Raw genomic sequence first — 17,679 nt, forward strand, 5'->3', positions numbered from 1 at the left:
GATTGCCGCGCGCCCCTAGCCGCTATCGCATCAAGTCGCAAGGTTGCGGGAGCACGGAGGCTCGCTTAGTGGGCGCGCCATGAGGCACACCATCACCGCGACGCTGTTCGCTTCCGCCACCCTCCTCGTCTCGCCCGCCCGCGCTCAGGACGCGGCGCCCGCTGCCGAAGCCGCCGAGGAGGAGGTCGCCACCCCCGCCACCGATCCGGTCGAGAGCGGCGACCAGGGCAACGACATCATCGTCACCGCGACCAAGCGCGAGCAGACGCTCCAGGAAATCCCGGTCGCGGTCAGCGTCACCACCGCCGAGACGATCGAACGCGCCCAGATCCGCGATCTCAAGGACCTGTCGAGCGTGGTCCCATCGCTGCGGGTCAACCAGCAGGCGTCGGCGACCAACACCAACTTCATCATCCGCGGCTTCGGCAACGGCGCCAACAATCCGGGGATCGAGCCCAGCGTCGGCGTGTTCGTCGACGGGGTCTATCGCAGCCGCTCGGCCGCGCAGATCGGCGACCTGCCCGACATCCAGCGGGTCGAAGTGCTGCGCGGGCCGCAATCGACGCTGTTCGGCAAGAACGCATCGGCCGGCGTGATCTCGATCGTCACCCGCGAGCCCAAGTTCACCTTTGGCGGCAATGTCGAGGCGAGCTATGGCAACTACAATGCGATCGTGGTCAAGGGCGTGGTCACCGGGCCGCTGAGCGACACCATCGCGGCGAGCATCGCCGGCGGCTACAACAAGCGCGACGGCTATGTCCGCGATCTCGGCCCCGCGGGCGGCCGGGTCAACGCGCGGGATCGCTGGTTCGCGCGCGGCCAGGTGCTGTTCCAGCCCGACGACGCGTTCACGTTCCGGGTGATCGCCGACTATTCCAAGATCGACGAAGTGTGCTGCGCCGCGGTCAACCTCCAGCGTTCGGCGGCGACCACGCTGCTCGAAGCGCTGGGCGGCAAGGTCAACGACTTCCGCACGCCGTTCGCCGATGTCGTCTACAACAACGCGCCCTCGACCAACGACATCGCCAACTACGGCATCTCGGGCCAGGCCGACTACGCCTATGGCCCGTTCAAGCTGACCTCGATCACCGCCTATCGCCGGGTCAAGGCGCTCAATGGGCAGGATTCGGACTTTTCCAGCGCCGACCTGATCGGCAACAACTTCCAGAACGTCAGGCTCGATACCTTCACCCAGGAACTGCGTCTGGCGACCGACCTCAACGGCCCGGTCAACGCGCTGATCGGGGCGTTCTATTTCAAGGAAAAGGTCAAGCAGTTCAACGCCATCCCCTATGGCACGCAGTTCCGGCCCTATGCCAACCTGCTGATCCAGGGCGCGAGCGGCGGGGCGCTGAGCGTACCGGTGCTCGAGCAGACCTTCGGCGCGCTCGAGGGCAACCCGGCCAAGTACCTCGGCCAGTTCTTCGCCGCGGGGCAGGGCTTCACCGAAAACTACCGCCTCAACAACGACGCGTTCTCAATCTTCGGCCAGATCGATTTCGAGATCGCCGACGGGCTGACGCTGACCGGCGGGCTCAACTACACCCACGACAAGAAGCGCTACCGCACCAACGTCGTCTCGACCGACGTGTTCTCGGGGCTCGATCTCGACGATCCGCGCTACGCCCCGTTCCGCAACCAGTTGCTGCTGGGCGGCGCGCTGGCGCAAGGCGTGCCGTTCGCCGCGGCGCAGGCCTTCGCCAACGCCAACCAGAACAACCCCGCCGCCAACCCGCTGGCGGGTTTCCGCGGCTTCCAGTTCCTCCCGCCGTTCCAGAACGTGCCCAACGCGGTCGAGCCGGGCAAGACCAACGACAGCGACTTCAGCTACACCGCGCGGCTCGCCTATGACGTCAACGCTCACGTCAACGTCTATGCGAGCTACGCCACCGGCTTCAAGGCGAGCTCGATCAACCTTTCGCGCGACAGCCGCCCGACGCCTGCGGATTTCGCGGCGATCAAGGCAGGGGGGTTCGCGGTGACCAACCTGACCTCGGGGACGCGCTCGGCCGGGCCGGAGAACTCGACCGTCTACGAGCTGGGGCTCAAGGCCAACTGGGGCGTGGTCTCGCTCAATTTCGCGGCGTTCAAGGAGATCATCAGCGGCTTCCAGTCGAACGTCTTCACCGGCACCGGCTTCGTTCTCGCCAACGCGGGCAAGGAATCGGTCAAGGGCTTCGAATTCGAAAGCCAGGTGCGGCCGATCGATCCGCTGACCCTGACCTTCGCGCTGACCTACCTCGACCCTACGTACGACAGCTTCAAGCAGTCCGCGCTGGGCGACATCAGCGGGTCCACGCCCGCCAGCATCCCGCCGCTTTCGGTGACTTTCGGGGCGAGCTACGACCACGAGTTTGCGGGCGGCGATCATTTGATCCTGCGCGGCGACTTCCACCACGAAAGCGACGTCGCGATCGCCGAGGGCCTGCCCGGCTTCCGTTCGCTAGGCACCGCCGCCGCGGTCGCCGCCGCGCGTCCGTTCCGCCGCCAGGTCGACGATCTCAACGCCTCGCTGACGTACGCGATGGACAACGGGCTGGAGCTTTCGGTCTGGGGCCGCAACCTGCTCGACGACCGCACCATCGGCACGATCTTCGATTCGGTCGGCCAGCAGTTCTCGATCTCCGGCTACCCCAACCAGCCGCGCACCTACGGCGTGAGCGCGCGCTACCGGTTCTGACGTTTTGATCCTCCCCGTCGCTGCGCGACAGGGAGGATCGGCACCCTCCGCGCTATGCGCAAAAGCACTTGTCGTTTGAAATCGCCGGGATAGCTTCGCCCCGCTCGCGAGAGCTTTGAAGGGGGACTATCGATGGAATGGATGCTGATGCCGCTGCGGCGCTATGCCGAATTCACCGGCCGTTCGCGGCGCATGGAATTCTGGATGTTCGCGTTGCTGATGGTCATCGTCGAACTCGTCTGCTTCGCGCTGATGCTAGGGGGAGGGTTCTCGCTCGCCTCGATCGAGGATCCGACCGCGACGCCAGCCATGCCGGGTCCGGTGTTCTGGCTGGGCGCCGGGATGCTCGGAATATTCGCGCTGGCGATCATCGTCCCGGCGATCGCGGTCACGGTTCGCCGTCTCCATGATCGCGACATGTCGGGCTGGTGGTACCTGGGGTTCGTGGTTCTCTCGATGGTCCCGGTCGTAGGTTTTATCGCGAGCATCGCGTTCTTGGTGATCATGTGCCTGCCCGGCACCCCCGGTCCCAACCGCTTCGGTCCCGACCCGCTCGACCCGACCAGCGCCGAGGTCTTCGCGTAACCTCACTTGCCCCGCTCATGTCGAGCGAAGTCGAAATCCGCAGCGCTAGGCTGGGCGTAGCGCGTCATCCCTCGACTTCGCTCGGAATGAGCGGAACCTGGGTTACAATTCCCGCAGCGCCTGCGCCGGTTTCGCGCGCAGCAGCGGCAGCGAGCCGGCCAGCGCGAAGATCAGGATCGTGGCGATGCCGATGCCGAGCACGCCCAGCACGCGCGGCCAGTCGGGCAGCCACTCGAATTCGAACAACTGGACGATCACCAGCCACGCGCCGAAGCTGCCCAACCCCAGCGCGATAGCGGCGAGCAGCAGCGTCAGCAGCCCGTATTCGGCCAGTTGCAGCCCGAGCAACTGGCCCCGGCTCGCACCCAGCACGCGCAGGATCACGTTGTCGTAGAGGCGGCTGGCGCGGACCGCGGCGATGGCCCCGACCAGCACCGCCAGCCCGGCGAGGATCGCGACGCTCGCGGCCGCGAGGATCGCGGTCGACATCTGGCTGAGGATGTCGCGCGCGCGGCTGACCACCGGGCCGATCTCGATCACCGAACTGGCGGGCAGGGCGCGGACAAGGTTGGACAGCAGCGCGCGGCTGTCCGCCCGGCCGCCCAGCTCGACCGTGGCGGCCAGGTTGTGCGGGGCGTCCTGAATCGCGTTGGGGCTGAACACGAGGACGTAGTTGAACCCCAGCGAATCCCAGTCGATCCGCCGGAAGCTGGCGATGGTCGCGGTGCGCTCGACCCCGAGCAGGCCGATGGTCAGCTTGTCGCCGAGCTTGAGACCGATGGCATCGGCGAGATCGGCGTCGACCGAAACCAGCGGTTCGCCGGAGTAGCCCTTCGGCCACCACTTGCCCGCGGTCAGGACGTTGCCGGGGGGCAGCGCATCGGCATAAGTCAGCCCGCGCTCGCCCCTCAGCGGCCAGGCGCCGTCGGGGATGGTGGCGAGATCGGCGACGCGCGTCATCGCGTTCGCCGGGCCATAGGCGAGGATCGCGCCGCGCAGCGCGGGCACCGTGCGGATCGTCGCTTGCGGGGCGGCGGCGCGTACGATCCGAGCGAATTCGCCCGCCTTGGCCGGGGGCAGGTCGAGCACGAAATAATCGGGCGCGCGCGCCGGGACGCGGCTGGCGATGTTGGCGTCGAGGCTGGTCTCGACCCCGGCGAGCAGCACGAACGCGCTCAGCCCGAAGCCCAGCGCGGTGACCAGCGCCCCAGTCTGCGCGCCGGGGCGGTGAAGGTTGGCCAGCGCGATCCGCAGCAGCGGCGCGCGCGGGCGGGGCAGCGCGGCGGCGAGGCGACGCAGGCCCCAGCCGAGCGCGGCGAGCGCGCCGAACAGCACCGCGGCTCCGCCGAGGAACCCGGCGCTCAGCAGCGGTTGGTCGGCGCGCAGCAGGATCAGCGCGGCGAGCAGCGCGAGGCCTCCGCCGACCGGCAGCGCCAGCGCGCGCCAGTTCGGGTTCGGCGGCGAGACCCGCGCGCGCATCAGCGCCATCGCCGGAAACTCGCGCGCGCGGATCAGCGGCGCGGCCGCAAAAATGGCGGCGATCAGCAGCCCCGCGGTGGCGGCGAAGGCCAACGAGGGCACATCGATCACCAGCCCCGGCGCGACCGGCAGCAGGCTGCCCAGCGCCGCGCCGAGCAGCGGCGTCACCGCCACCCCCGCAACCAGCCCCGCGCCGATCCCGACCAGCGCCGCGACCCCGATCTCCAGCGCGTGGATCCGCGCGATGTCGCCGCTGGTCGCGCCCAGCACCTTGAGCGTGGCGATCCCGGGCCGCCGCGCCTCGAGCCAGCTTCCGACGCCGTTGGCGATGCCGATCCCGGCGATCGCCAGCGCGGCGAGCGCGACCAGCGCCAGAAACTGACCCATCCGGCCGACGAAGCGATCCAGCCCCGGACTGGCGCGGCTGCGGTCGCGCAGCTCCCACCCGGCGTCGGGGAAGTCCTGCTTGAGCCGCGCGGCGGCGGCTAACGGGTCGGCGGTCGCGGCCATCTTCACGCGGGTCTTCGAGCGGTACATGCTGCCCGGCTGGATCAGGCCGCTGGCCGTCAGCGCGGTGTCGCTGGCGATCACCACTGGGCCCAGGGTGAAGCCTTCGCCCAGCCGATCGGGCTCGTCGGCGATGATCCCGCCCACGGTCAGCGCGACCGCGCCGATCTTGAAGCGGTCGCCGATCTTCAGGCCCATGCGGTCGGCGACGCCGGGCGCGATCCATGCGGTGAGGCCAGACGGCGCGCCGACCCTGCGTCCGCCAACCAGTTTGAGCGTTCCGTAGAGCGGCCAGGCGGCATCGACCGCCTTGAATTCGACCGGTACGGCGGTGGTGGCATCGGCCGCCGGAACCGCCATCGCCTGAAGCCGCGCTCCGGTCGAAACGGTGCCGAGCGCCTCGAGCCCGGCCATCTCGTCGGGCGAGGGCGACCGCTGCCACAGCGCCACCTCGATGTCCCCGCCGAGCAGGGCCTGTCCGCGCCCCGCCAACTCGCGTTCGATCGCCCCGGTCAGGCTGCCGATCGCCGCCAGCGCCATCGTCCCCAGGAACAGGCAGGCGAGCAGCAGCCGCAGCCCGCGCAGCGAATGCGCCAGATCGCGCCGCGCGATGCGCCACGCCGCGCGGAAGGAGAGGCTTTCAGCCACGAGTGTCGCTGGCGATCCGCCCGTCGGCCATCGTCACCACCCGGCCGCAGCGGGCGGCGAGCGCGGGGTCGTGGGTGATCACCAGCAGCGTCGCCGCGTTCTCCGCCGCCCGCGCGAAGAGCTGGTCCATGATCGCCGATCCGGTGGCGGTATCGAGGTTGCCGGTCGGCTCGTCGGCGAACAGCAGCGGCGGGCGGGCGACGGTGGCGCGGGCGATGGCGACGCGCTGCTGCTCGCCGCCCGAAAGCTGGGCGGGATAGTGGTTAAGCCGGTGGCCCAGCCCCACCGCCTCCAGCTCGGCGCGCGCGCGCGCGGTCGCATCGGCTTCGTCGCCCGCCAGTTCGAGCGGTACCGCGACGTTCTCCAGCGCGGTCATCGTCGGCAGCAGGTGGAAGGCCTGGAGCACGATCCCGATCCGGCCGCGGCGGGCGCGAGCCAGCGCATCCTCGTCCAATGTCGAGAACGCGGCCCCGGCGACCTCGACCGTGCCCGAGCTCGCCCGCTCCAGACCCGAGAGCACCGCCATCAACGAACTCTTGCCCGACCCCGACGGACCGAGGAGCGCGACGGTCTCGCCGGGCATGATCGTCAGGTCGATGCCCCGCAGCACCTCGACCGCGGCGTCGCCCACGCCGAAGCGAAGGGTCAGGCCACTCGCGGCGATGACCGGGCCGGAGACGATCGGGGAAGGGGGAGACGCCGTTGCGGCGGTCTGGCTTGTCACGCGCACCGGATGGCATAGATTGGTTGCATGCCGCAACCCAAACACCTTCCGTCCGTGTCGCAACTTGCCGCGATTTTCGCCGCTTTTGCACTGTCCTGCTGCAACAAACCAGCAACTGGGGGACCATGGCCCACGACGGCAACAGCAACCGCGCAAGCGCCGCGGCCGCCCGCCGGTCCCAAGCGGCTGATCGTCGCGTTCGGCGACAGTCTCTACGCGGGATACGGTCTGAAGCCGGGCGAAAGCTGGCCGGCCAAGCTCGAAAAAGCGTTGTGGGCCAAGGGGATTAACGCGAAAGTCGTCAACGCCGGGGTTTCGGGCGACACCACCGCCGCCGCCCGCGCTCGCCTGGCGTTCGTGCTCGACGCCCAGCCGCGAGCACCAGATCTGGTAGCCGTCGGGCTGGGCGGCAACGACATGCTGCGCGGCCTCGCCCCGGCCGAGGCCCGCGCCAATATCGACGCGATCCTGACCGAGCTCGACCGCCGCAAGATCCCCGCGCTCCTCACCGGGATGCTCGCCGCGCCCAATCTGGGGGCGGATTATGCCAAGGATTTCAACCCGATATTCCCGGCATTGGCCAACAAGCACAAGGCCGCGCTCGTTCCGTTCCTGCTCCAGCCGGTGGTCGGCAGGCCCGAACTGATTCAGCCCGATCACGTCCACCCGACCGCCAAGGGCATCGACCTGATCGTCGCCGACACGGTGGACGACGTCGCAAAGGCGCTGCCCGCTAAACCCGGCTGACCGCCCCCTCGCGCACCTCCCAAACCGCAGCTTCGCCCAGTATTTCCGCGAACGGCGCGGTCTCGGTGCCGGTCAGCCAGTACTGCCCAGGTACCGCGCGCAGCCGCTCGAACAGCGCGGCGCGGCGGACCGGATCGAGGTGCGCGGCGACCTCGTCGAGCAGCAGCACCCGCGGGCGCGCGGGATCGAGCAGTGCCGCGTGGGCCAGCACGATCGCGATCAGCATCGCCTTCTGCTCGCCGGTCGAGCAGTCCGCAGCGGCGCGGCGCTTGGCGGCGAGGGTGACCGCCAGGTCATCGCGATGCGGCCCGCTCAGCGTGCGTCCCGCGGCGCGGTCGCGGCGGCGCCCGGTGTGGAGCGCGGCGGCGAGATCGGCGCCGGTCTCCGAGGCATATGACAGCGAGGGCCGGGCGAAGGGTTGGGCAGGGGTCGCCGTCAGCGCCTGGTCCAAGGCGATCACCACCCGCAACCGCGCCGCCACCAGCGCCTCGCCGCTCTCCGCCAATTGCGCTTCGATGCCATCCAGCCATAGCGGATCAGGGTCGGCTTCGCCCGCCAGCAGCCGGTTGCGTTCACGCAAGGCCGCGTCATAGCGCGCGGCGAGCGCCGCATGGCCGGGCTCGAGAGCCAGCACCAGCCGGTCGAGAAACCGCCGCCGCGCGCCTGCGCTATCGGCGAACAGGCGGTCCATCGCCGGGGTCAGCCAGGCGACGCTCAGCCACTCGCCCAGCCGCACCGCGGGGATGTCCGCGCCGTTGCCGTGGACCACGCGGCGGCCCGGTTGGGTCGAGCGCATCGCGGTGCCCAGCGCGGTGTCGTCACCAAGCCGCGCGCTGACCGCGAAACCCCCGGTGCCATCGCCGCGGGCCATCTCGCCCAGCGCTGCCCGGCGCAGGCCTCGCCCGGGGGCGAGCAGCGACAGAGCCTCGAGCACGTTGGTCTTGCCCGCGCCGTTGTCCCCCACCAGCAGGTTGAACCGCGCGGTACCCTCGATCGCGGTGGTCGCGTGGTTGCGGAAATCTTCGAGGAGGATGCGATCGAGCATGGGCTGGCGTTAGCGGGACGCGCCGGGCGAAGCGAAATCTTTCGTTCGCGCCAAAGTTCCGATCCCAACTCTCGGTGAATTTTCCCAAACCGTGGTATTCACCGTGTGTTCACGCTCGCAGACTCGCGCCGTCGGACCCGATGAACCCGCAGAAATACGTCATTTCCGCAAATTGGCACGCCCTCTGCAATACCTGTTTCATCCGGCGGATAGCCCGCCCGGCACCAGACAAAGGACCAAGAAAATGACTGCCATTCGTTCGTTCGCCAGCCACGCCATCGCCGCCACGACCGCCCTCGCGCTGTCGCTGGTGCTGATCAGCGGCACCGTCACCACCCCCGCCGCCAAGACCTCGGCGACCTCGGTTCAGGAGATCCTGGCATGAGCGACCTGCGCTTCGAAGACACCGCCATCCGCGATGTCACCTCCGCCCGCCGCGGCTTCCACCTCGACAAGGTCAACGCCAAGTTCATGGGTGTGTGCAGCGGAATCGCCGACAGCTTCGGCTGGGACGTTACCCTGGTTCGCGTCGGCTTCGTCGCCGGCACCCTCATCGGGTTCGGCTCTCTGATCGTTGTCTACCTCGCCATCGGCCTCCTGGCCGATTGAGCGAGCCGGGAGGCCCCGCTCCGAAGGGTGGCGGGGCCTACCCACCCTAGTGCTCCCAAGTGCCCTGAGCTTGCCGGAGGGCGGTCCCATCGTCCCGGCCCCACCCCCCGCCGCTTCCTGCGAGGAACGGTCCTTCGGCAAGCTCAGCGCATTTTCAATCGGCGAGTGTCAGCTCTTGGCGAACGGCGAGAAGTCGGTCGCAGTGTCGAACACTTCGACCCCCTCGCGCCGCTTGAGCCAGCCGACCACCGCATAAGTCACGGGGGTCAGCAAGGCTTCCCACGCCACCTTCAGGCCCCAGTTGGTCACCATTACCGTCAGTACGTCGCTCGTTTCCCATACCCCGAGGAAGGCGAGGGGATAAAAGATCGCGCTGTCGACCGCCTGGCCGAACACCGTGGAACCGATCGTCCGGCTCCACAGATGCTTGCCCGCGGTCAGCACCTTCATCTTGGCCAGGACGAACGAGTTGACGAATTCGCCCGCCCAGAACGCGACGAGCGAGGCGAGCACGATCCGCCAGGTGCTGCCGAACACCGATTCGTAGGTGGTTTGGCAAACCGCCCCGCTCGACGTCCGCGCGACCACTTCGGCGAACAGCGGATCGCTGCTCGAGGCGCAACCCCAGCCCGGCGAAGGCGGCATCGCCACAACGACGAAGCTCATGAACGCCATGAACAGCAGCGCGAAGAAGCCTACCCATACACAGCGCCGGGCATGCGCATACCCGTACACCTCGGTCATCACGTCGCCGATCACGTAGGATATCGGGAAGAACAGGATGCCCGCGCCGAAGGTCACGCCTTGGACGGTCGCCAGCTTGGCCGCACCGATCAGATTCGATAGCAGCAGGATGGTGACGAACGCCGCCATCACGTAGTCGAAGTAGCGGAACTGCCGCGGCCCGGCGGCTGCTCCCTCGATGCGTTGCAGACCCTGATTCATGGCTTGCGTGCTATCGCGGTTTGCACGCCGCGCAAAGCGCCCTTATCGCACACGCGGCGCGCGCCCGTAGCTCATCTGGATAGAGCGCGAGACTTCTAATCTTGAGGTAGCAGGTTCGAGTCCTGCCGGGCGCACCACCTAGTCAAGTCTCTGGCGTCATTGAGGAAATCTGGATTCAACGGCTGGCATTTTGGCCCGGAATTGGCGGATTTCCGCCATGCGTCAGAGTCCCTCCTGTATTGAGAGACGGGGCATGATTCGGAACCGGGGAGGCAAATCGCCCGCCGGTCTCTGCCGCGGAAGCTGCTGATACAGATGGAGTTTCAGGCGAACCCGAGAAGAACGCGCTGCTCGGCCCAATCGAGCGGGAGATCGGTGCGCATGAGTAAAGTGCTCGAAAGCCCGATCGGTTGACGCCCTTCTAGGATGGCGGTGACGATGTCCGGGGCCAGGCATGCCAGCGCCAGCACGCGATTGAGCCGGACGCGGTCGCACCGGGCGTCGCGGGCGATGGCCGAGATGGACTTGCCGGCGTTGGCGATGACCAGTTCGCGTGCAGCATGCACTTCGGCCACCAGGCGAACGAGGTTGGGATCGCGGTGCCGAAAGCCGGTTGCGGCGAGGGGCCCCGGGATCACCAACCGCAACTGTCGCCCATGCCAGACTTTGGTTGCTGCGCAGGTGAGGGTGATGGGTGCGGCATCCGCATCTGGGATGGCATCGAAGCCCAGCGCCGTGAGCAACCGAGCGGCGCTGGTGTGAATGGCAATGCAGTCCGACCGCAGTTCGACACGTTCGATCAGCTTGGCCAGAAGCGGAACGCGGCTCGAGGGATACCCGCCGCGCAGGACGCTGGCGATGCGACCGGAAGCGAGGATCACCACCGAGGTCTCACGAGCCGAGAACGCATGGCTCTCGATGTGCGTGCCGAGCGCGAGCTGATCTTCGAACAGCCGCGCCAATCGCTCACAGACCATGGCCTCAAGGTCGTGCGCGGATACGCGCCAGGCTGGGCTGCCATCGATCAGATCGGGACGGGTGCTGTAGTAGCGGTAGCGCACCTTGTTCTTGAGCGTGTGACTGGGAGCCATGGCACGACCTTCGCCGTCACTAAGCAGGCCAACCAGCAAGCTCGGATTCTTGGCATTCAACCGACGTGAGTGACCTTGGGTACGGCCGGTCATAGTTGCTTGGACTTGGGTCCACAGCTCCTCATCGACGATCGCTTCGTGCTCGCCGAAATAGACCTTGTCCTTGTGAACGATCATCCCGCGGTAGACCGGGTTGGTCAGCAGCCGGAACAGCATGCCCCGGCTATAGAGGGCCCCGCCGCTGGTGCTGCCGTTGACGCTGGTCTTGATCTCGGTGCGGTAGCCCTCACGGTTCAGCTCGTCGACCAGCTCGACCACCGAGCCAACCGCAAGGTAGCGCAGCATGATGTGGCGGACTATCTCGGCCTGCGGTTCGTTGATCAGCAGCTTGCGGTTGTGGACGCGGTACCCGACCGGCACCGAACCACCCATCCAGATTCCGCGGCGCTTCGACGCCGCAATCTTGTCGCGGATGCGTTCTCCGGTGACCTCGCGCTCGAACTGGGCGAAGCTGAGCAACATGTTGAGGGTGAGCCGACCCATCGAGGTCGTGGTGTTGAAGCTTTGGGTGATGCTGACGAAGCTGGCACCAGCCTTGTCGAGGACCTCGACGATTTTGGCGAAGTCGGCGAGGGAGCGGGTCAACCGGTCGATCTTATAAAGCAAGATGATATCGACCCTGCCCGCCGCGACCTCGGCGAGCAGCCGCTTCAGGCCAGGCCGCTCCATGTTGCCGCCCGAAAATCCGCCGTCGTCGTAGCGCTCGGGTGAGAGCACCCATCCTTCATGGCGCTGGCTGACCGCGTAGGCAGCGCAGGCTTCATATTGCGCATCGAGACTATTGAACTCCTGCTCGAGCCCATCCTCGGTCGATTTGCGGGTGTAGACCGCGCAGCGCAGCGTCTTCTTCTTCTCAGCCACGTTGGATCAACCCGAAGAAGCGCGGGCCCGACCAGTGGGTGCCGGTGACCTCGCCGGCGATCTCGCTGAGCGAACGCCAGGTCTGTTCTCGCCACCAGAACCCGTCGACGCGGACCTCAACGCTGATGGTCTGGCCGTTCCATTCGCGGACCAACCGCGCCCCTGGCGTCAGGGGTACGGATCGGCGCGACGATGGTTGAGGGTTACCCTGAGCGGCACGCTCAAGTTCGCGCACGACGGTTGCCGACAAACTGCCGAACTTCCGCTCCTGCAGGCGGTAGGCGAGCAGGCGGCAGACGAGCGGCGCGGGCAGGGCCGGGACGACCGGACCCACTACCTCGACCCAACGCTCCTTGAGCTGCGCCGGCGTCATCGTCGTCAGCGCAGCCAGGTCCTTGGCGATGCGACTCACGGTTGCACCGCCGCCTCGATCGCGTAGCGGGTCACCCGATCGAGCTTGTCCTTGACGATGGTGTGGCCTTTCTTGCGCAGGCCGGTCAGGGCCGCACGAATGGTGTGCGGCTGCCAGCCGGTGGCCTCGACAAGCTGCGCCAGCGTGGCGCCATGCTCGCTGCGCAACATCGCCAGGACCAGCGCTTGCTTGGTCTGGCGGCTGGGCTCATTCGGCGGTTCGGGCACTTCAGGGGTATCGACCAGCTTTGTGATGGTGAAGCCGCCGGCCTCGGTCGTCGTGGTCCGAGGGCGCGCGAAGCGGCGGGCGGGCTTGAGGGATTTGTCGGTCATGGTGGGTCTCCGGTGGGAGCAGCGCCATTGCTGCTCCCACCACCCACACCCCCGCCGTTCGACCGGTCGGAGGTACCTGGCCGCCATCCGCGGCCGTGATCGCCCCAACACCAATGCTCAGCGTTCGCGCACAGTCCAGTGGATTGTGGCGCTCAGCTCAAAAGCTGGGGATGGACTTCGCAACACCGTCGCGGCTTCGTGTCGGCGCAAGAGGTGGCCGATGGATGACGAGCAGCGACAAGAGCGAGCCGAGCTAATTTCACGAATGTTTGCGCTGCTGACAGCCAAGCTCGAAGACGGGGCGGGAATTGGAGGCGAGGCTCAGGAACGGGACCTGCAATCAGAGCAGGTTCAAGACGCAGCCAGCCGACTCATCGACCTGGGCCAGGAAATCACCGCCGTCGCCCAAGCCATCGAACAGCTCAACCTGGGTCGCGAGTCCAACTAGACCACTTCATCGAGCAGCTCTCCCGGCCGTATGCCCAAGGCCGGAGCGGTCGCTCAAAAACGTGCTTGGTCGCGCGCGGGCCATCGATCCGACCTGGTCGATCAGGGCCGGAAGGACGGTCGGCACAGAATATCGAACGTACCAGAAAGACCGCTAAGCGCTCTCATCCCGGTCATTCACGTTTCATCCCAGTCACCCAAAACTGGTCGCTTAGCTAGCATTCGCATCGGTCTGGCTTGGGGAGCGACTGCATGGTGCAATTCGCGGTCATTGGACGATCCCCAGTTCGCGGCCGACCCGCGTGAACGCATCAACGGCGGTGTCGATGTGATGGTGTTCGAGCGCAGCGCTCATCTGCGTGCGAATCCGCGCCTTGCCGCGTGGGACGACCGGGAACGAGAAAGAGGTGACGTAAACGCCTTCCTCGAGCAGGCGCGCTGCGAAGCGCTGGGCAAGCGCGGCGTCCCGTAGCATGACCGGAACGATCGGGTGCGCACCGGGCAGAAGTTCGAAACCGGCAGCTGTCATCGCCTCGCGGAACCGTTTGGCGTTGTCGGCGAGCTTGGCTCGCAAGCGGTCGCCCTCATCGCTAGCCGCAATCTCGATCGCCGCGAGAGATGCACCGCAGACTGCGGGAGCCAATGCGTTCGAGAACAAATACGGACGTGCCTTCTGGCGCAGCAGGTCGACCACGGGCTTCTTCGCCGCCACGAAGCCGCCCATTGCTCCGCCCAGTGCTTTGCCGAATGTGCCCGTGAGGATGTCGATCCGCCCTTCGACCTGACACGCCGCGGCGGTGCCCCTACCGCGCGGCCCGACCACGCCGGTCGAATGGCAATCGTCGACCAGTGTCAGGGCGCCGAACCGCTCGGCCAACGACGTCAAATCGGCGAGCGGCGCTAGATAGCCGTCCATCGAGAACACGCCATCGGTCGCGATCAGGACGTGGCGAGCGCCTGCCTCGCGCGCAGCGATCAGCTGACACTCGAGGTCGGCCATGTCGCCGTTTGCGAACCGGTAGCGCCGCGCCTTGCAAAGGCGGATTCCGTCGATGATCGACGCGTGGTTGAGGGAGTCCGACACGATCGCGTCATTTTCGTCGAGTAGCGGCTCGAACACACCGCCATTGGCATCGAACGCCGCCGGAAAGAGGATCGCGTCCGTAAAGCCGGTGTAATCAGCGATCGCGCGCTCGAGGTCCTTATGGATCGTCTGGGTGCCGCAAATGAACCGAACTGAGGCCAGCCCGGTTCCCCATGCGTCGATCGCATCTCGTGCAGCGGCCTTGACGCGAGGGTCGTTCGCCAGACCGAGATAGTTGTTCGCGCACAGGTTGATTGCGGGGCCGGAGCCGGTCGCAATCTGTCCGCCTTGCGCTGTTGTAAGGACGCGCTCAGGCTTCGTCAGGCCTTCTTCGTCAATGGCCCGCAGCTGAGCCTCAACCTGCGCGTAGAATGCTTCCGGTATGATCACCGCCTCCTATAGAACACAGACGACGGCAGAAGTTCTTCCCCTGATCTCAACTTACCAGACCGTCTAAACTGGCTCGTTAAGCCATCGAATGCCTTGGCTAAGAGCCGCAAAAACCGCGGTGCCATGTGTTTCGTTCGGCAGAATCTGGGCCTTCGCGCGAACCCTAGCCGCGCCGGAGAGGATCGAAGCCATATGGAAGGTATCGCCCACGATGTCCGGGAAACCACCCATGATGCGTAGATACTCCTGCCACTCGGTCTTATCGCGATGCGGCTCCCATTCCCTCTTGAGTGCCACCGCACTTTCGAGCTCGCCTGCCGCGAGATAAACCGAGATGTCGCGCGGGGTAGGATCGGCCGTGAACTGCTCGGCACGGTCGAACAGCAGCGGCTTGTGCCACCAGAACGACGAGCCGACCGCGAAATACCGTCGGAACGCCCCGGGCGCCGCGAACAAGCTGTCCACGGCGAACAGTCCGCCGAGCGAATGGCCGCCCAAAGTCCATTCGCTCGGATCGACACCAGCTTCGGCTTCCACCGCTGGTCTCACCTCGTCGATAAGAAATCGGCGGAACACTTTGGAGTGGCCCGACGGGGGGCAATCCAGACCCAGCACCTTGCCGTACGAGGCGTCCCACTCGGGCCAGCTTGTGGGCGTCAGATCTCGGTTGCGCGCGACGATGGAAGGGTACGAATTGTCCTCGGGATAGCCCACGGTGACCACCACGGTGGGCGGAGCGAGCTGTCCCAGTTCGAGGAAGTAAGTCAGCTGCGCTGCCGTGCCCACGACGTGGTTTCCGTCGGTCAACAGCAATCCGTGCGGCTTATCCGTCGGGCTAAGCGGCCTAGTGATTGTCAGCCGATAGACTTGCTCGCTGGATGATGGCCGGACGGTCCATAGCTCGGTCCGCTCGATAGTGTTGCTGGGTTTGCGCGCGAGTATCTCCATGGCCGCGTGTCTCCCGTTACGCCGCCCCGAGGATCATTTGTTCCAGGGCCGCCTGCGGCAGCCAACGGCCGTTGGTCACCACCCCCGTCTGCCGGCGAAGCGCGGTGATGTCGTCCAGCGGGTCGGCCTTGAGGAGAACCAGATCGGCCCGCGCACCCGTTTGGATGCGTCCTTCGCCCGGTTCGCCGAGGAAAGCCGCGGCGTTGACCGTGGCCGTGCGCAGCGCGCGCCACGGCGACAGGCCGGCCTCGACCATCAGCTCGATCTCGCGAACCAGCGACCGTCCGGGGACGAGACGGCAGCCGGGGCAATCGCTTCCAGCGAGGACGCCCGCGCCCACCCGGTCCAGCGCCGCGACCATCGCGCTGCGGGCGGCCCGGCCGTCCTTCAGCACCTGCCGCTGCTCGGAAGAGAACAGCGCGCCCAAGTCAGACAGCTCTATCTCGCTCGCCATCCATTCGGGAAGGAACGCCGGCAGCGGCTCCGCTTCCTCGGCCATTTCATCGTCCGCGCGGATGCTATGCTCGACCACGCTGGTGGGCGCGTTGCACACGCCGGCCTCGGCGGTCTGCTCGGCCAGCTCGTCGATGCGCAGCGGGGTCGCGTAGAGCCACCCCTTGTAGCGTTCCCACGGGACATCACCGGTTCGCGTATCGACCGCGAAGTCGTAGGATCGGAGGTGCTCGATCGAATCCTGCCGCGCCTGCAGCGCCCCGTGGAGACCCTTCTGGAACGCCACGTGGCCGACGACCCGAATGCCGACCTCGCGCGCGGTCGCGATGATGGCGTCGTAGATGTCGGCCTCGATGTCGTTGTAGACCTTGATGAAGTCGAAGCCCGCGGCGGCCTGCTGGCGCACGGCGGCGCGGGCCTCCTCCGCCGTGGTCACCAGTTCGCCGAACTCGGCCATCTCGGGAAAGGTGAAGCGCGTCTCGAGGATCGGGCCGCAGGTGAATATGCGCGGGCCGACGACCCGCCCCGCTTCCACCGCCTCGCGCAATTTCAGGTGCAACGGCGTGCCGGCCATGTTGCGCACCGTCGTCACGCCCGCCGTGAGGAACACCTGGATGTAGGTTGCAGCGCGATCGAGCGCGGCGTGTGCGTCCTCTGCCCCGGCGGGGTTCGCCGGCGAGATGTGCACGTGCATGTCGTAAAGACCTGGGATCAGCGTCTTGCCGGTGCCATCGAGGCGGAGGGCGTCATCCGGAGGAACGACATCCTGTGTCGGTCCCACGCTCTCGATACGCCGATCGCGGATCACCACGGTCTGCGCGGGGACGGTTTTGCCCGCCGCCATATCGACCACCGCGACATTGGTGATCGCAAGGGCGCTCATTGGGAGCCTCCCCGCTGCGCAGGCTTGGCGGCGATCACCTCCACCTCGACGAGGAATTCGGGCGTGGCAAGGTTGCTGACGTAGACCAGAGTGGATGAGGGCGCGACCTCGCCCAGCAGTTCGCGCCGCACCTCTCCGAGCTGCCCCAGTTCGAGCGGCTCCACCGCGTAGGTGTTGATCCGAACGATATCGTCGGGACCGCACCCTTCGCTGGCGAGGATCGTCATGACGTTGCGCAAGGCCCGGACGAACTGCGCGACCGCTCCTTCGGCAACGGTGCCGTCGGCATGCGTCCCCACCTGGCCCGCGAGGAACAGAAGTTCGCGATCCGCCGGCACCCGCGTCAGATGGCTGTAGCGCCCGATCGGGGGCGCCACGCCGGCGGGATTGGAGCGGCTGATCATCGATTGAGTCCTCTTGCGAGCTGGGCCGCCTGCGGCTTCAGCGCCGCGCGATCCACCTTGTGAGTTCCTCCCACGGGGAGGGCATCGAGGAAGGCAATTGCCCTTGGGTGGGCGTAGGCCGGCCCATGGGACAGCGCGAATTGCTTGAGCTCGTGCTCGTCGACTGTTGCATCTTGCGATCGCACCACAAACGCGATCGGGATCTGCCCCTTGATCTCGTCCTCGGCCGAGAGGACCGCGGCTTGGAGTACGCCAGGGTGGCGTTCGAGGAGCTTTTCGACCTCGCCGGGATAGATGTTCTCCCCCCGCAAACGAACATGTCGTCCGCCCGGCCGACGAAGTAGA

General features: G+C 67.0%; 18 protein-coding genes and 1 tRNA gene. 7 read left to right on the top strand and 12 right to left on the bottom strand.

The window, feature by feature from the left end; all coding sequences use genetic code 11:
• Window positions 1-79 precede the first annotated feature (79 nt).
• Window positions 80-2,680 carry a TonB-dependent receptor gene (locus GKE62_RS13685; protein WP_154692719.1) on the top strand — a complete coding sequence of 867 codons (2,601 nt, stop codon included), beginning with the start codon at window positions 80-82 and terminating at the stop codon, window positions 2,678-2,680.
• A 132-nt stretch (window positions 2,681-2,812) separates the two neighbouring features.
• Window positions 2,813-3,265, top strand: a complete 453-nt coding sequence (locus tag GKE62_RS13690; RefSeq protein WP_154692720.1) for a DUF805 domain-containing protein — start codon at window positions 2,813-2,815, stop codon at window positions 3,263-3,265.
• Window positions 3,266-3,367: 102 nt separating this feature from the next.
• Here the strand turns inward: GKE62_RS13690 and GKE62_RS13695 are convergent, their stop codons facing one another.
• The gene (locus GKE62_RS13695) at window positions 3,368-5,899 is read right to left on the bottom strand and encodes an ABC transporter permease (RefSeq protein WP_154692721.1); all 2,532 of its coding nucleotides are present in this window, start codon (window positions 5,897-5,899) and stop codon (window positions 3,368-3,370) included.
• Window positions 5,892-6,581, bottom strand: coding sequence for an ABC transporter ATP-binding protein (locus GKE62_RS13700; protein ID WP_230207082.1), 690 nt, complete (start codon window positions 6,579-6,581; stop codon window positions 5,892-5,894). The genes GKE62_RS13695 and GKE62_RS13700 overlap by 8 nt, the downstream gene beginning before the upstream one ends.
• A 96-nt stretch (window positions 6,582-6,677) precedes the next feature.
• On the opposite strand from GKE62_RS13700, the gene GKE62_RS13705 reads away from it, so the two are divergent.
• Complete coding sequence (locus GKE62_RS13705; protein ID WP_230206701.1) at window positions 6,678-7,370, top strand: arylesterase; 693 nt, start codon at window positions 6,678-6,680, stop codon at window positions 7,368-7,370.
• On the opposite strand, the gene recF is transcribed toward GKE62_RS13705, so the two are convergent.
• Entirely contained in the window at window positions 7,357-8,415 is a 1,059-nt protein-coding gene (gene recF / locus GKE62_RS13710) for a DNA replication/repair protein RecF (RefSeq protein WP_154692724.1), read from the bottom strand. The two genes, GKE62_RS13705 and recF, sit on opposite strands and share 14 nt — an antisense overlap.
• A gap of 244 nt (window positions 8,416-8,659) precedes the next feature.
• On the opposite strand from recF, the gene GKE62_RS13715 reads away from it, so the two are divergent.
• The gene (locus GKE62_RS13715; RefSeq protein ID WP_154692725.1) at window positions 8,660-8,800 is read left to right on the top strand and encodes a hypothetical protein; all 141 of its coding nucleotides are present in this window, start codon (window positions 8,660-8,662) and stop codon (window positions 8,798-8,800) included.
• Window positions 8,797-9,024 carry a PspC domain-containing protein gene (locus GKE62_RS13720; protein ID WP_154692726.1) on the top strand — a complete coding sequence of 76 codons (228 nt, stop codon included), beginning with the start codon at window positions 8,797-8,799 and terminating at the stop codon, window positions 9,022-9,024. Before GKE62_RS13715 ends, GKE62_RS13720 begins: the two co-directional genes overlap by 4 nt.
• A gap of 168 nt (window positions 9,025-9,192) precedes the next feature.
• Here GKE62_RS13720 and GKE62_RS13725 read toward each other — a convergent pair whose 3' ends face one another.
• On the bottom strand, window positions 9,193-9,969 hold the full coding sequence (locus tag GKE62_RS13725) for a queuosine precursor transporter (protein ID WP_154692727.1): 777 nt from the start codon (window positions 9,967-9,969) through the stop codon (window positions 9,193-9,195).
• Between the two features lie 60 nt (window positions 9,970-10,029).
• Between GKE62_RS13725 and GKE62_RS13730 the strand changes: the two genes are divergently transcribed.
• Window positions 10,030-10,106, top strand: a tRNA-Arg gene (locus GKE62_RS13730).
• 186 nt (window positions 10,107-10,292) lie between these two features.
• On the opposite strand, the gene GKE62_RS13735 is transcribed toward GKE62_RS13730, so the two are convergent.
• The 3 genes from GKE62_RS13735 to GKE62_RS13745 are packed head-to-tail and all read right to left on the bottom strand — an operon-like array spanning window position 10,293 to window position 12,725.
• Window positions 10,293-11,981: a recombinase family protein gene (locus GKE62_RS13735; RefSeq protein WP_154692728.1), complete on the bottom strand. Its 1,689-nt coding sequence runs from the start codon at window positions 11,979-11,981 to the stop codon at window positions 10,293-10,295.
• A complete protein-coding gene (locus tag GKE62_RS13740) occupies window positions 11,974-12,393 on the bottom strand; it encodes a DUF2924 domain-containing protein (protein ID WP_154692729.1) in 420 nt (139 codons plus the stop codon). Before GKE62_RS13740 ends, GKE62_RS13735 begins: the two co-directional genes overlap by 8 nt.
• Window positions 12,390-12,725, bottom strand: coding sequence for a DUF3489 domain-containing protein (locus tag GKE62_RS13745; RefSeq protein WP_230206702.1), 336 nt, complete (start codon window positions 12,723-12,725; stop codon window positions 12,390-12,392). The genes GKE62_RS13740 and GKE62_RS13745 overlap by 4 nt, the downstream gene beginning before the upstream one ends.
• 220 nt (window positions 12,726-12,945) lie before the next feature.
• On the opposite strand from GKE62_RS13745, the gene GKE62_RS13750 reads away from it, so the two are divergent.
• Window positions 12,946-13,173: a hypothetical protein gene (locus GKE62_RS13750; RefSeq protein WP_154692731.1), complete on the top strand. Its 228-nt coding sequence runs from the start codon at window positions 12,946-12,948 to the stop codon at window positions 13,171-13,173.
• A gap of 267 nt (window positions 13,174-13,440) precedes the next feature.
• Here the strand turns inward: GKE62_RS13750 and GKE62_RS13755 are convergent, their stop codons facing one another.
• From GKE62_RS13755 to GKE62_RS19785, 5 genes are all read right to left on the bottom strand, one after another.
• Entirely contained in the window at window positions 13,441-14,646 is a 1,206-nt protein-coding gene (locus GKE62_RS13755) for a glycine C-acetyltransferase (RefSeq protein ID WP_230206703.1), read from the bottom strand.
• Window positions 14,647-14,709: 63 nt separating this feature from the next.
• Window positions 14,710-15,453 (bottom strand): alpha/beta hydrolase, encoded by a 744-nt coding sequence (locus tag GKE62_RS13760; protein WP_230206704.1) that lies wholly within the window; start codon window positions 15,451-15,453, stop codon window positions 14,710-14,712.
• A gap of 157 nt (window positions 15,454-15,610) precedes the next feature.
• Entirely contained in the window at window positions 15,611-16,930 is a 1,320-nt protein-coding gene (locus GKE62_RS13765; protein WP_154692733.1) for an amidohydrolase family protein, read from the bottom strand.
• The gene (locus GKE62_RS13770; RefSeq protein ID WP_154692734.1) at window positions 16,927-17,334 is read right to left on the bottom strand and encodes a RidA family protein; all 408 of its coding nucleotides are present in this window, start codon (window positions 17,332-17,334) and stop codon (window positions 16,927-16,929) included. Before GKE62_RS13770 ends, GKE62_RS13765 begins: the two co-directional genes overlap by 4 nt.
• On the bottom strand, window positions 17,331-17,645 hold the full coding sequence (locus GKE62_RS19785) for a hypothetical protein (protein WP_370516100.1): 315 nt from the start codon (window positions 17,643-17,645) through the stop codon (window positions 17,331-17,333). The genes GKE62_RS13770 and GKE62_RS19785 overlap by 4 nt, the downstream gene beginning before the upstream one ends.
• Window positions 17,646-17,679: the final 34 nt, after the last annotated feature.

Origin of the sequence: Novosphingobium sp. Gsoil 351 (assembly GCF_009707465.1) — a bacterium.
In the GTDB taxonomy this organism is placed as follows: domain Bacteria; phylum Pseudomonadota; class Alphaproteobacteria; order Sphingomonadales; family Sphingomonadaceae; genus Novosphingobium.

Excerpts from the sequence above, each read along its gene's own strand:
- GKE62_RS13720 (WP_154692726.1), top strand. The coding sequence starts at position 8,797 with ATGAGCGACCTGCGCTTCGAAGACACCGCCATCCGCGATGTCACCTCC.
- recF (WP_154692724.1), bottom strand. The coding sequence starts at position 8,415 with ATGCTCGATCGCATCCTCCTCGAAGATTTCCGCAACCACGCGACCACC.
- GKE62_RS13690 (WP_154692720.1), top strand. The coding sequence starts at position 2,813 with ATGGAATGGATGCTGATGCCGCTGCGGCGCTATGCCGAATTCACCGGC.
- GKE62_RS13745 (WP_230206702.1), bottom strand. The coding sequence starts at position 12,725 with ATGACCGACAAATCCCTCAAGCCCGCCCGCCGCTTCGCGCGCCCTCGG.
- GKE62_RS13725 (WP_154692727.1), bottom strand. The coding sequence starts at position 9,969 with ATGAATCAGGGTCTGCAACGCATCGAGGGAGCAGCCGCCGGGCCGCGG.
- GKE62_RS13770 (WP_154692734.1), bottom strand. The coding sequence starts at position 17,334 with ATGATCAGCCGCTCCAATCCCGCCGGCGTGGCGCCCCCGATCGGGCGC.
- GKE62_RS13765 (WP_154692733.1), bottom strand. The coding sequence starts at position 16,930 with ATGAGCGCCCTTGCGATCACCAATGTCGCGGTGGTCGATATGGCGGCG.
- GKE62_RS13685 (WP_154692719.1), top strand. The coding sequence starts at position 80 with ATGAGGCACACCATCACCGCGACGCTGTTCGCTTCCGCCACCCTCCTC.
- GKE62_RS13715 (WP_154692725.1), top strand. The coding sequence starts at position 8,660 with ATGACTGCCATTCGTTCGTTCGCCAGCCACGCCATCGCCGCCACGACC.
- GKE62_RS13750 (WP_154692731.1), top strand. The coding sequence starts at position 12,946 with ATGGATGACGAGCAGCGACAAGAGCGAGCCGAGCTAATTTCACGAATG.